13 protein-coding genes are annotated in these 13117 nt (G+C 53.2%); 8 read left to right on the top strand and 5 right to left on the bottom strand.

Going from position 1 to position 13117, the window contains the following annotated elements; genetic code table 11:
* Positions 1 to 48: 48 nt before the first annotated feature.
* The 6 genes from HSRCO_RS06375 (at position 49) to HSRCO_RS06350 (ending at position 5242) form a co-directional block, all read left to right on the top strand.
* Positions 49 to 393, top strand: coding sequence for a winged helix-turn-helix domain-containing protein (locus tag HSRCO_RS06375; protein WP_259519601.1), 345 nt, complete (start codon positions 49 to 51; stop codon positions 391 to 393).
* Positions 394 to 1086: 693 nt separating this feature from the next.
* Entirely contained in the window at positions 1087 to 1317 is a 231-nt protein-coding gene (locus tag HSRCO_RS06370; protein ID WP_259519600.1) for a hypothetical protein, read from the top strand.
* Between the two features lie 437 nt (positions 1318 to 1754).
* A complete protein-coding gene (locus tag HSRCO_RS06365; protein ID WP_259519599.1) occupies positions 1755 to 1928 on the top strand; it encodes a hypothetical protein in 174 nt (57 codons plus the stop codon).
* Between the two features lie 241 nt (positions 1929 to 2169).
* Positions 2170 to 2865 carry a PH domain-containing protein gene (locus HSRCO_RS06360; RefSeq protein WP_259519598.1) on the top strand — a complete coding sequence of 232 codons (696 nt, stop codon included), beginning with the start codon at positions 2170 to 2172 and terminating at the stop codon, positions 2863 to 2865.
* A gap of 6 nt (positions 2866 to 2871) precedes the next feature.
* A complete protein-coding gene (locus tag HSRCO_RS06355) occupies positions 2872 to 3444 on the top strand; it encodes a PH domain-containing protein (protein WP_259519597.1) in 573 nt (190 codons plus the stop codon).
* Between the two features lie 685 nt (positions 3445 to 4129).
* Complete coding sequence (locus tag HSRCO_RS06350) at positions 4130 to 5242, top strand: peptidase (RefSeq protein WP_259519596.1); 1113 nt, start codon at positions 4130 to 4132, stop codon at positions 5240 to 5242.
* A gap of 436 nt (positions 5243 to 5678) precedes the next feature.
* On the opposite strand, the gene HSRCO_RS06345 is transcribed toward HSRCO_RS06350, so the two are convergent.
* Positions 5679 to 5963, bottom strand: coding sequence for a hypothetical protein (locus HSRCO_RS06345; RefSeq protein WP_259519595.1), 285 nt, complete (start codon positions 5961 to 5963; stop codon positions 5679 to 5681).
* A gap of 419 nt (positions 5964 to 6382) precedes the next feature.
* On the opposite strand from HSRCO_RS06345, the gene HSRCO_RS06340 reads away from it, so the two are divergent.
* On the top strand, positions 6383 to 6856 hold the full coding sequence (locus HSRCO_RS06340; RefSeq protein ID WP_259519594.1) for a DUF3592 domain-containing protein: 474 nt from the start codon (positions 6383 to 6385) through the stop codon (positions 6854 to 6856).
* A 174-nt stretch (positions 6857 to 7030) separates the two neighbouring features.
* Here the strand turns inward: HSRCO_RS06340 and HSRCO_RS06335 are convergent, their stop codons facing one another.
* The 3 genes from HSRCO_RS06335 to HSRCO_RS06325 are packed head-to-tail and all read right to left on the bottom strand — an operon-like array spanning position 7031 to position 9953.
* Entirely contained in the window at positions 7031 to 7978 is a 948-nt protein-coding gene (locus HSRCO_RS06335; RefSeq protein WP_259519593.1) for a hypothetical protein, read from the bottom strand.
* On the bottom strand, positions 7975 to 8994 hold the full coding sequence (locus HSRCO_RS06330) for a hypothetical protein (RefSeq protein ID WP_259519592.1): 1020 nt from the start codon (positions 8992 to 8994) through the stop codon (positions 7975 to 7977). The genes HSRCO_RS06335 and HSRCO_RS06330 overlap by 4 nt, the downstream gene beginning before the upstream one ends.
* Positions 8991 to 9953 (bottom strand): S49 family peptidase, encoded by a 963-nt coding sequence (locus tag HSRCO_RS06325; protein WP_259519591.1) that lies wholly within the window; start codon positions 9951 to 9953, stop codon positions 8991 to 8993. The genes HSRCO_RS06330 and HSRCO_RS06325 overlap by 4 nt, the downstream gene beginning before the upstream one ends.
* 2238 nt (positions 9954 to 12191) lie before the next feature.
* Here HSRCO_RS06325 and HSRCO_RS06320 point away from each other — a divergent pair.
* Positions 12192 to 12563: a hypothetical protein gene (locus HSRCO_RS06320; RefSeq protein WP_259519590.1), complete on the top strand. Its 372-nt coding sequence runs from the start codon at positions 12192 to 12194 to the stop codon at positions 12561 to 12563.
* A gap of 128 nt (positions 12564 to 12691) precedes the next feature.
* On the opposite strand, the gene HSRCO_RS06315 is transcribed toward HSRCO_RS06320, so the two are convergent.
* Positions 12692 to 13108 carry a PIN domain-containing protein gene (locus HSRCO_RS06315; protein WP_259519589.1) on the bottom strand — a complete coding sequence of 139 codons (417 nt, stop codon included), beginning with the start codon at positions 13106 to 13108 and terminating at the stop codon, positions 12692 to 12694.
* Positions 13109 to 13117: the final 9 nt, after the last annotated feature.

Below are 13117 nucleotides of genomic sequence, written 5' to 3'. Positions count from 1 at the left end.
GGAGTGTACCGAACAAGACGAATAACCGGTCCCCAGCTTGTCAATCCAATGGCCAGCGCCTTCCCACACCAGCCCCCAGTCACCCACGCGCCCCGTAAACAAACGAACATCGTCGTTGACCGAGACGAGCCAGCCGACGTGCTCCAAGTCCTTTCCTCCGAGTCAGCACAGGAGATCCTGGCGACCCTCAAATCGGGACCCAGAGCGGCATCAGAGATCGCCAAGTCAGTCAACCAATCGGTTCAGAACGTTTCATATCACCTGGACCGGCTTTGCGAAGCGGAACTTATCACGGCAATTGATACTTGGTACTCCGAGAAAGGTAGAGAAATGACTGTATACGCTCTCGCCACCGAACAACTCGTCGTCCAATTCGACGATAGTTACGATTAAGAAGCCATCTACTCCCGAAATGCGCACTGTATGTTATAATCGTAATTTAATGTTCGGTGACGTTGATGTAGCTCTCAACAGGTGCTGATCTATTTTGGCTACTGTTACCACCGCTGGATGCGACCAAGGTATGCAACCCGCCATGTTCTCCTCGGCACCAACGCTGTGGTCTCCGATCTCGATAGCTGTATACGCCTGTTCACGTCGGTTGACTCCCTTCAAGAGATGACTATCGGACGCCGAAATTCGGTCGGCAGAGCAAGAACGTTCCACTATGCACTTGATACCGTTGATGGGATGATAGATAGGGATCTAGCCGTTTCGATCCGGACAGCGATGAAGGAGTCAGACGTACACTAAAGCGACCAGCCGTTTCGGATGAAACTGTATCTCATCAGTAGGATTACATTGGAGACGACTCAGTCTGATACAGCGGTTCCTGCTCCGTTTTCTTTCGTGTAACCGCTCACGGCAGGTACGTTGCGAGAAAATTTATGATCCGGTCCAGTGGTTCGTTAATATCTTTTTCCTCGATGTCAACTTCGTCTTCGTCTGCAGAGGGTGGCCGAGTCATATCTAACTCTTTGAGTTGTATCGTTCTGTATTTTTGCCTGGATGGCAGGTACCAGCGGGGAGCGTTGTTCGAGAATTATTGCGCAATATTGAGCTTCCCACATTTCTCATCCAGTTGAGGTGGCGAGAATAAACGCGAAGGCGGATTCATTTGTCCGTGGACCACCGACCTACCGGCGTCTCTTTGTTACCAGCACGTTTCTCGACGCCTTCGACGACGGGACTGCCACCGCATTACTGGCCATCGAGGCGGGGAAACTTCGAACCCACGTCTTTAAGGTCAGAGTGGGGACGGTTCTCGTGGCCGGTATTGTACTTATCGCATCCGTAATCGGTAATGGACCGCTGTGAACGTTACTCGGGCTTACACTACTGGCGGTTCTTGGCGGATTTTGGCTCGCTCGAAGACGGTTCCGCGCGGCCGAAAAGTACGCCTCTCAACAGGTCGGCCGAACGGCTGTTGCTGATGCGCTCTCAAAATACGCCGATTTGCATAGACTTGAACCGACACGAAGACGCATCCCGAATCCTCTCTCAATCAAAGTCGCATTAGGAGACCGAATCGACCGGCTTCGCAAGCCTAACGATCCGTGAATAACTTCCCCACCCTTCTAGAAAAACCAAAACATTTCGATTGCACCGAGGGCTTTCTTCTCGCCATGCCCCAGACTCCAAGCTGTGACAACTATAGGCAACGGCAGCGAAAGTGCCGATGCCAAGGTCGATACCCGTCGCCTAAGATCTGATATATTAAAGAATATAGTTGTGCTCCTGATGAGGTCATGTGTATGCCCTCCATCTTTGACAGTCCAGCCGTTCGGTACGGCATAAGCCTCGTTAACGCTGGTGTAATTGCCGCCATTGCGATCGTTCTCCTCACGGGAACCATCCGATGGGTTGCACTCGGAATTGCTGCCCTCGAGGTCATCGTCACACCACAGATCTTGAAACACGCAGATTGACATCCTCCCCGCGCTAACACGCGAGGATTTGCGCCTGATTATGCCATAACTATTCATCTAGCGCGAACGTTGATTACGGAATCCACATCACCAGATGCTTCTCCGCAGGAAAACTTCGATCGATCGGATGCCAACGGAGCCCGAAAGGATTGTGAAATCCTCCACCCGATCACCGACGCGGCTTCCCACAAGTGGAGGATGCTATCGGGACTTTAATACAGTCATCTGATAACGTACTTGTATGTCCGAGCCCTCCACAATCGACCCAGAAACTGCAGACTGGTTAACGCTCGACGAGGACGAAGAGATTGTTTGGTCTGGAAAACCACACGAGAGTAGCTTGATCCCGGCGCTTGTCGTCGGAGTGCCTCTTGCTATCGTGCTCGTAGGGATATTCATCATCGCCGGGTCCTATCTCCAGCGCGAGAATACGCAATACGTTGTGACGACCGATGGGCTATACAAGAAGACGGGAGTCCTCTCACGGGACGTCCAGCGCATCGATTTCGGAAAAGTCCAGAACACGTCCTACAGTCAGGGATTCTTCGGTTCTCGATTCGGCTACGGAAACGTCGATATCTCGACTGCTGGCGGCTCCGGTATCGAGATGCAGTTCCGAGCAGTCCCCGAACCGCGCGAGGTTCAGGAACGCATCAACAAACGAGTGAAGGGTAGCCGTGGTGAACCGACGACGGAATCGGGTGAAACCAAGCGTGACGTTCTTGACGATATCCTCGTCGAACTCAGAGAGATCCACACGACCCTCGAAACACAACAAGAGAGTGCAGGAGCCTCAACGGCCACGGCGTCCAACATCGGCACTGCGTCGGACGAACAATCGGCTGGTGATGACGACACCAGCCAAAATGCGACCATACGTAGCAACCAGAAAGACGAGAACTCTACTGCCGACCAAGCGTCTGATGATGGACAGTAGCCAGCCATGACGGAGTCGATCGACCCGGCTATCCCGCTCGATACCAACGAATCGGTCGAGTGGACCGGCCGTCCACGGATCACTACCATTCTTCCAACAGTCGTGACCGGCGTTCTCCTCGTCGTGATCGGGATTGGCGGCAGTGTCACTGGAGAGTCTGCGCTCTTCCTCGCACTCATTCCACTCGGAGTGGCGATACCGGTCTGGAAGTATTTCGCTCTCCAGGGTATACAGTACGTGATTACGGACGAAGCACTCTACGTGAAACGTGGCGTCTTGACCCGGTCTGTCACACAGTCGAACCTCGAAACCGTCCAGAACAGCTCCTTTGGCCAGGATATTACTGGGTCGATCTTTGGATACGGCACAGTCACGTTCGAAATTGCTGGGGGCGGCGACATTTCGTTCCGGGCGATCGAAGACCCTCGTGCAATTCGAGCGCTCGCGGACCGAACCGCATCGAACGACGATGGTATCGGTGGAGGCGAACAGAGCGAATCCGTAATCCCTGGAGATATGGCCCAGTGGAAGCAAATTCGAGACGAGATACGTGCGATTCGTCGCTCTCTCCAAGGATAGTCGTGGGGAAAAACCCCAATCGATTGATTTCAACAGAGTTGAGTTACCACCATAGCCCTCCAACCACAGAAAAATCAGAGTTTTGGATGCTGTACTCGTCAAAATGGCCGATGTCAAGGAAACAATGATTGACCAGATTATTCATTCTCCATAGAGGTCGGTGACTCAGCGGGATAAGCCGACGAAACGGGCGAGATATCCGATATCTTAAGTGACAGACCGAAAATTTCTCTCATACGTTTGGAGCCCTCTCTCGGTGGGTGAGCGCCAAGCCCTTCCAACAACAGATTATCATCCTCGCAGTGATTCTTGACCCGGTCGGCTTCGCAACCGGATATCTGCTTGCCCCCTTCGTTGAATGTTGAACCTCTGATGGGTGGTGTCTAAGGACTGATCGCAGCGAGTCTACCGCTGTCGTTGTTTGTCATGTGGCAAAACGCTTGAAAAACTCGCTGACTCCTCTGGTCAATTCTGTTGTTTGAGGCACGCAGAATGATGTGCTTCGGGAGTGTTTAGCGGTGTGGGAAAATTCGAGGGATAGAGAGGCCGTTTTGCGTGCCAGAGGGATCGCCTTCTCAGTAAAACGGGGAATTTGCGACTATTGGGGTACTACAAACTCGTTCCTTAACTGGATAGCCGCCCATCCCTCAATGATTTTAGTGCGTGTTCCGGGAATGGGGTAGATATGATCCCCCTCCAAACGGCGCCGCCCTCGATTGGCACAACTATTTCTATGTTCGTCGGTCTCGCACTCGTTGGTGGTCTTCTCGGCGCTATCGGTAGCGCGGTTGTCCGACAGCTCAAAAACCCCGTTGGAAAGTACCGATTGTTGTATGCAGCTGTCCTTTTCCCATACGCACTGCTCGCCTATGGAGTGTTCTCCCTCACCGGATTCGGTACAGCCGTCCTCACAGCGCTGCCCTCCACTCCCGAACTCGTAACGCGAGTACTCGCGGAATTCGTCACGTTCCTCGCAACCGGCTGTGTCTGGATTGTCTCGTATCTTCCAACGGTACGGGGGATCCGCGACGTGCGTGACGTAGAGCTTGATACCAGAACGTCGATTCGGAAGATGACTCGGTATGTCATCGGGTTGAGCGCCCTTCTCACCGTGGTGTTGGCACCACTGCAGGTGGTCTCGATTGAGTCCTCACCACTCATCCTTGCCGTTGGACTCCTAGCACTCGTTCTCGGGATGCTGTACGCGGCACCGTGGCTCATCGCAGTGCTTCGTTCGACATCGACCCCGACTGGAGACACTGCCGATCGCGTGCATAGCCTTTCTGATCGCGCAGGTCTAAGCGTTCGAGACGTGCGCATTCTCGACAGCGAAAACGAGCAAACAGCGGACACGCTCGTCCGTGGCCCACCGACCTATCGGCGTCTTTTTGTAACGAGTACGTTTCTTGACGCCTTCGACGACGATACCGCTACCGCGTTGCTGGCGATTGAGGCAGGACAACTTCGAACCCACGTTTTTGAGATAAAGGTCGGGACTGTTCTCGTAGCTGGCATCGCCCTGGTCGCTTCCCTCATCGGTACTGGCCCTCGATGGCCGTTACTCGCGCTCTCATTTGGTGCGGTGCTCATTGGCTTCTGGCTCGCTCGGCGGCAGATTCGCGCGGCTGACGAGTATGCCGCCCAACGGGTCGGGCGAACGGCCGTTGCTGATGCACTCGCTGAGTATGCTGACGTACACGCGCTCGAACCGACACGAAGACGCATTCCGAACCCGCTTTCAATCAAGGTCGCACTCGGAGACCGAATCAATCGACTTCGCACATCGGGGGGTGCGTAAATTCACGGCTCTGATGAAACCATCATCTACTGAAGATTTTTCGAGGCTGTTCTGATACTGTAGCTGTCTGGTAGAGCCTCCACACTGTTCGCTTGGAACAGACGTTGGTAACTATTCTCCCTTTTCACCTCGGTAACCGTCAATGGCTGTATGTAGTTATATAATGTCGAAATACTGGAGGCCGGCAATCAGCAGGATAGCACCAATCAGCACCAGTTTCATCATCCAAGATGGAACATCTTTTCGAATTCTGAAACCCCAGTCCATAGTGGTCAATGAAATGCCCGATTGTTAAATCCCCAAGGCCAGGTATCTGACCGAGAGACACAATCGAATCGTCCGCTACGTGTGTAACCTTCTCCGACCAGTAAACAAGCGTTCCCGTGCTGGGTAATGTTTCTAGTTATTGCTCGGTTGCTTTTCCCAACTGCTGTATTTATCGATTGCTTGCAAATCGCTGAACAAAACCTGGGAGTTCCCCCCCGGCCAGAATATACAGCCCAACGCCAAGGAGGAAGAGGGGAAGAACGAATACTACACCCGGTGTGGACGAGGTCAGAACTACAGCGAGAAGGAAAAAGGCCAGCATCGGCGTCACGAGTAACACGCCGAACACGAGAGTCGCTCGAAGCACCGATCGAGGCTCTTCGGTCCGATATACGGCTACGCCAGCGGCAGCAGCAAGAACGACTGCCACAATTCCGAGGAGGGCCAGAAGCATATGGGTAGAACTCTCGTCATAGAGTATGTACGTTTGGGAACTGTATTTCTACCAAGAGTACGCTACAACGATTACAGATTCAGTATATGGAACTGAACTTCTCGCCTTCACCGCTGACGTATCAAACCACGGAGATGGCAAGACCGACTACTCCTGAAGGGAAACATAGCTGATGTATTTCTCGTTCGTGAACTGTGCCCCCAACGCTTTATATCCACAACAAGATGCTCGGAACGCTACACATGGCCGTCCGGGTCCAGCGGCGGCCTCTCACCCCACGAAACGTATCGGTCAGCGATGTCGACCCCACGCTGATGTCTGCGTGATAGAGTGCCTGACTCCGGAAGGCAGTTCTGCTGTGTTACGGAGCGAGAAACAGCCAAACACCATTTACTATTCTCGAATTTCTACCCCCAGATATGGAATTCAGTTTCAGTGGCCCGTCCGGTCCGCTGCGGATAGTTCTCGCTATTATCGTAGGACTTGGTGCAATGGGGTACGGAGGATACATGTATACAGCCCAATCCTCGGCAGTAGAATCGACAGAGACGGTCGAGGCAACCATCGTATCGACATCGATCGAAGAAATCGATAACCGAAAAGGCTCCGACGAGTACAGTCCCCACGCGACGTTTACCTATACCTATGAAGGGGAACAATATACGTCGTCAGACATGTATCCCGGTGACGTCGCTCACGAATTTCCCACGAAAGAAGACGCACAGGCACAGTTAGATGGATATGACTCCGGGGCAACCGTCTCTGCGTATGTCCCAACTAACTCTCCAGGAGACGCGTTTCTCCAGGATGAAACCAGTAACAAACCACTGTTCATCGCTGGACTCGGCGCCTTCCTTGCATTTGGGACGGTGATTTCGGTGTTCAGGAGCTAGTGGCAGTTGAAGACGAGATCTTTCAACCAACAATAGTCGCCAGGTTTGTCCAGCGTGTTCCTCGAAGAGTTGGACGATGACGTAGCCGCCGTCACCGGCGAAATTCATCGGGCACGACAGTAACGGTAAGAGAGTACGGTTCGGCGATATCTTACAAAGCGGGACCGACCGCACTTACTCGAATTTGATTCCCAGGAGGGCCTCGTGCACCTCCCAAATTGCCGATGTCGGCGACGATGCTTCGATGATCACGGTCCACCCGTCGCGTTCGATCGACTCCAGGTCGAGGGCCGACGTTCGGTCTGCGGACTGAGAAGCGAGGTCCATTATTGTCTCGATGGACATCACGTCTGGATCGAATTCAACGCCGTACCTGAGATTGCTCCGATCACCATCGACGTCGATCCCACATCCGAACTGGGTTGCCGTCTCCAGCAGAGATTGTGTCCTGGTGGCGCCGTCTGGAAGTCGATTGCGTAACGCCGAACGCGTTTGGTCACCCAGCGAGGCCGTTGCAAGTGACGTCGTCCCGAGCGAACGAGCCATAGCGTTGTGAGCGTCAGTCGTTTTCGTGGAAGTGGTGCTGTTGACGGCTTTTGCATGGGACAGTGCCTGGTCCGATGTGTCCCCAAAGCCGAGTACCACAGTCGAATCATCGACACCAATAGCGTATGGGTGACGACGCGCCTGGTAATACGCGTAGTTCCGGGGTTCTGATGGCGACGAGCGACCGATATACTCGAAACTGGCGGCTTCGATGTCCGTCTCGAAAGACGCTTTCTGGAACTCGCCGTCGATGGTGGCACCACCGCCAACAACTCGTTCGCCCTCGACTGCGAGACTTCCGCGTGCCAATCCTAGCGATTCGAGTGTGACCGACTCGAATCGTTGCTCCAGCATCGAAAGCCGCGAGTGAAACGGGTCCTTTTGCGGAATCGCGTTCGCAACCCCCGGATCGACTCGAACACCGATCGTCGTCGCGGCCCCCACTTCCCGACCGGCATCGTACGGGAAGATGTCATCCGTCTCTGCCTGGCTACTCGCGGAACTCGCGGTCCCAGCGAGCGCACTGCCCGTGACCAGTGCAACGGTCGTTCGGATGACTGATCGTCGGTCGATCATGGCGCTGCCTCGGTCGTCGGTGGTGGACTGCCACCACCGGGTGGAGACTGACCCCCATCGGGAGTCGACGTTTCCTTATCTGATGGCGGGGTGTACGGGTCTTCAGGCGTGTCCGTCAGGAACTCGAGTACGTTGCCCAGGAACACGTTGTTGTCCGCACGGTTGTAATCGAGGGGCGTCATGAAATCGCTATCGCCGATCACGACCACGTTTTCTGTCTGTGCAGCTGCCGCGAATTGCTCGTTTTCGCGCGTTACTGAATAGCGGGTTTGATCGCCGACAGTGACAGTAGTGTTGCCATCGTGAGTGGTGACCGGCGCGGCCGTGTCGAGGACGATTCGGTCAACATTTTCGCCGATGCCATCAGATGCACCGGCTGCGTAGACACGTTGGTAATTCGCATCGTTTTCGTGCATGTTGTAGAGGTAGCCCTCGCCAACAGAGATGCCGAATCGGGCAGTCAACCCATCGCTAACAGTACCCGAGAGGCCACCCGAGGGATCCGTCGCCAGTACCACTGACCCCTCTTCAGCGAAGGACTCGATGGTTTCGTACTCCTCGTCGCTGAACTGCGTACCGCCTATCGCCAACACCGCATCCACGTCTCCAAGCTCTTCTTCGAGTCCGCCATCAGTCGCGGAAACACGCTGTGTCGCCGTCACCGAACCGGTAATGATTCCACTCATCGGTCGAATCGAACTGCCGCCACCGTGGACTCGGACCTCGTGTCCGTTCGCAACGAGCGCCTCGATTACCGGTTCGAGTTCGCTCACCTGTCCGTCGGTGGAGACGAGGATCGTGCGGGAATCCTGCTCGGACAGTTCGACCTCACCCGAACGATCGGTCAATTCAGCGTCGGCAATCAACGACTCGTCAGTGAAATAGTTCTTTTCGATCGTTGCATCAGTCCGATCTGGCGGCGTTTCTGCCATCGCATAGCCACCAATGGCGGCCATTCCAACCACAGCTGCAACGACCAGTACGAACACGCCGATCCGCTTTGCCGTTCCAGTCATGTTGCGCCCTCCGACTCGGTGTCGACTCGTTGAACAGATGCGTCACCGGCGGTCGTCACGATAATCTGTTCGTCCGGTAGTGTACCGTACATCGCAAGCGCCACCGGCGTCTCTACACCGGGGGCTGGATCGATCATCGCTTCGACCCGTTCACTGCTCGTGAGATTGTCGTTCTGTGCAGAGAACAACGGTATCTGAGTCAGGTCGGGCGTCGTATCTAGTTCGACCACTTCATAGGTGTCGAGACCTGCCTGGTCAGCCGCGCGTTGGATTGCAGTATCGAGTGTTCCGATTTCGTCTATCATGCCGTTGTGGAGGGCCTTTTGACTCGGGTACACTTTCGCGTAGGCGAGTTCTTCTTTACTCAACTCGATTTTGTCGCCGCGGTGGTCAAGGACGGTCCCATAGAACCCCTCGACCATCATGTCGGCCATTTCGATGGCCTCTTCTTCGGTGTATCCGCCGGATTTATCCGGGCCAGATTGAATCGCAGTCCCAACCGACCCTGCGTTGAAGTACGCGAAGTTTACCCCAACACTTCCGACCATCGCACTCGGGTTTGCGACGATATGGTCGGCGGGCGCACTCACGTAATATCCACCCGAAGCAGCCATCTGGGTGACGCTCACAACAACGGGCATCACTTCAGCCGTCCGTTCGACTTCTAGCGCCAGCGACTCGGTTGCCGACAGTGCACCACCTGGCGTATTAACCTTCAGTACGACGGCTTTGATCGAATCGTTCGAGCGGGCGTTCTGTAATTGCTCTTTGACCGGCGCAGCGGTCGGTTCGGCGATCGTCGACCCGACCTCGATAACTGCAACGGTATCTGTCTGTTCACCCATCTCGTTCGCCATGCTGAATGCCGTCGGTGCAACGGCCGCACCAACGAGCAGTGCCACGACGAAGATGACGGTGTACGACCTACTTGCAGATCGCACACGAGATAGTATGTCCATACAAACAAATCGACCGAGAGAGAACACAAAGAAACCGCTGATAACTATAATTGAATTTTGAGTTTCTTCTAGCCGTTGTCGAGGCTAGTTCGCTGCAATGGGAATTCATCGACTAGACGCGATATTACGAGCTTCGAAGATTATTTTCTTAAAAGAGTTCCACCACAATTAGCACATTTGGAGGATTGACTGATGAATTACGATTCCACCAATTTGGTCGTCGTAAAACTCCCAATCGGTGATATTCTTCAGCAGTACTGTTCAATACAGGAGTCTGAGTTCAGCAGTCGGATTGTAACAATATCTGACATATATTCAGTTGACCATCCCGAGGTTGATCCCGGATTAGGAGGTATAGATTAGTTGCCCACATCAAGGACGGAATTGTTTAGCAAAACAGCAACGCCGGTAATCGACACTGACAACCCCAGTAGAATTATCCCGAGGTACCCAACAGCTATCGACCCAATATCACCTATCGCCGAATGGTACTCGTCGGTCACATGCATAAACAGTCGTAGCGTTCCTCCGAGACTAATCAAAAGCCCGACTACGTTGACCCACAGTCCAAATTTTACCATACTATCAATTCACCCGCTACAAGAGTCAACCAATGTGCCATACAGGTATGGAAAAGACAGGGTTAGTGTAAGTAATTTTGCGAAGGTCAAATCGGAATTGAATGCACGGTCTATATTCAGCACAGCCAATGAAATATATCATTTGTAAAGGGATTCAAAAGTGCCCTAAAGGCATATGCCACGCGTCACGAGGTCTCAATACAATAACAACAGCCAGACATGAAATGAGTGGTTTATTAGTGGTTTGATAAATACGCTCGCCGCTGTTCCATCATTTCCCGTTCAGTTCGCTGATCGTTGTGGCGGTCCAAGACGCCCTCCGAAACGTTGGCCCGGTCACTGACTGCTGGCTTCGGCCAATCCCGATTCAGAGCGTACGTTATTGTCCCGCGACGAATTGCGTGGGGACTTCGACTGATAGGACACTTGGAAGCAGTGCCGTAGTTCGTTGCTGAACACGAACCATTATCCCGTTCGTCGGGACACTCTGCAACAATCTCGCACGGGCGAGAATATCGATAGCAATCTCCACGAAGTGTCGTCGTATGCGCTCGCCCTTTCCTCGTTGTCAATAACGGTCGACGACTGGACTCCTCGATGATATCTTCTCTAGTAGTGGCAATCCAGTCGTCAAGAACCGTACAGACCTCGTCAAAGAGTGCGATGAAGCGTTGGCCAGCCACCTGGCTTTTGACCGGTGTTCCCGTTTCAGGCCGATGCACGACCTGGAGATATTGTTCATCGCGATTATTATCATCTACATCGAGCGAACGGGCTGCCCCGACTCGCATCATTGTGTGCCATAGCAGTGGAAACACGACATGTGGACGTGAGGCATATTCGAACTTGAAAAGATGATCGCGAGTCGCTGTTGCCCTATCTGACTCGACCAATATTATTCGCACATTTTCATCGTCACCGAGAGTGGGCGAGAGCACCTTCGTGTGTAAATCTTCGCTGACTCCGTCAATTGATTCGAGCCAGCGGAAAAAACACGTAGCGTGTCCATCTGCGTCTTCTCTGTAACAGGTTCGAGATTGCCCTCCTCACGTCGCCAAATCCGGAATCGATGGAGAACCCGTCCGGTCACGTCGGTTAGATTGTTGCTGTCCTCGTAACGACACCAACGGACGAAGTGACCGAATCGGGAGCTATGCGAATAGATGGTTGCCTGGGAGACCTCGTGGTCCCGATCGATGAGATAGAGGTCGAGTGCTGTTTCAGGGTCGATTGGTTCGAGCGACATGGGCTGGTAATCGCGGACCTGTCGAGCGCCATCGAGTCAGATGTCTGAATTCGGGCGTCTACTCTCCTGTGTGGGAGTGCGTTCGACAGGCGAACTCTAGCCTGCAGCGCCCGTACATTTACCACGTTATAATCGCCATACAGCAATGGGATTAGTGGTCGAACGGCCACAGGTTTGCTTTCGTTCGATAATCGAACGATAGTGATTGTCACCGGTGTTCGAATACAGCCGAACCCCCTACTTCCAAGAATTATCAAGCGGCATTGATACGATTTTCTCATGGTCTATCATTATGCGAGTGCTGGATATTGAGTATCCGTCTTGCAACCGTCGTCTTGCGATATTCGAGAAGGTAAAAGAGAAGTGTGACCATTCCGAGGATTTTTCAGGTGACAATGTAAGAAATACGATGTGCGTCACCGTTATCGATACGTCATCCTAAGTGTCCTTGTCGGGTTGCTCGTCGTCACTGCGGGCTGTTCGGGGATTCTTAGCGACAATGATACGAGTCGGGAACTGAAGCTTGTCAACCAAGATAATACGGATCACGCGGTCGTCGTGGAGATCTCGGATGAAACTGGACTCGTCTACTCTGACGGACGAACTATGGAGGCGGAATCCGATCTCAATTTGGAACAATTTAACCAAACGGGCGAATTTGACGTGAAAGTGACTGTCGACGGTAATTCCACCACCATTACCCACACCTTCCAATCCTCCGACGATCCGATCCACGTGACAAATATTGGTATTGACAATGACGGAACCGTCACGATCGAATAAGGAGAGTACTCACAATTCCCGGATCATCTCCATCAATCCCACGTGCCGTTCACGGGAGATGCGCGCGGTCTATTCAGCAGGGCCCTACGTTTTTATCAAATGTACAGAATCACTCATATCCAGTTGAGTCAACGTGTGTCGAACAACTGGACCACATCAGTCGTCGAATATCGCTCGACCAGTTCCTGTTCGTCAAAGTCAGAGTCGTCACTCCAGATAGCCGCATCACATGCAAGCGCACATGTTAGATAGAGGACATCGTCAGGGTCGGTATCTTCGATTGCTACGTCTGCACGCTCGATAGCCGGATAGAAATCGTCAGAATGAACGACTTCGATGTACTGGAAGAGGAGATCCATGAACTGTGATACTCGGTCCGATTTCATCCCAGACTTCTCCACGATCAACCCCTCGTAGTTGTCGATTTCGTCGTAGACGTACCCAGGAGTTAGCAAGTCGGGTTCGAGCGTGACGACGAGTTCGCGTGATTTCGAGTCGGCAATGAGCGCAGTGATGACGACGTTGGCGTCGACGACCAGCTTCATTCTGCCCCT

Origin of the sequence: Halanaeroarchaeum sp. HSR-CO (genome assembly GCF_024972755.1) — an archaeon.
In the GTDB taxonomy this organism is placed as follows: Archaea; Halobacteriota; Halobacteria; order Halobacteriales; family Halobacteriaceae; genus Halanaeroarchaeum.
This window is presented reverse-complemented; position numbering and strand designations above follow the sequence as displayed.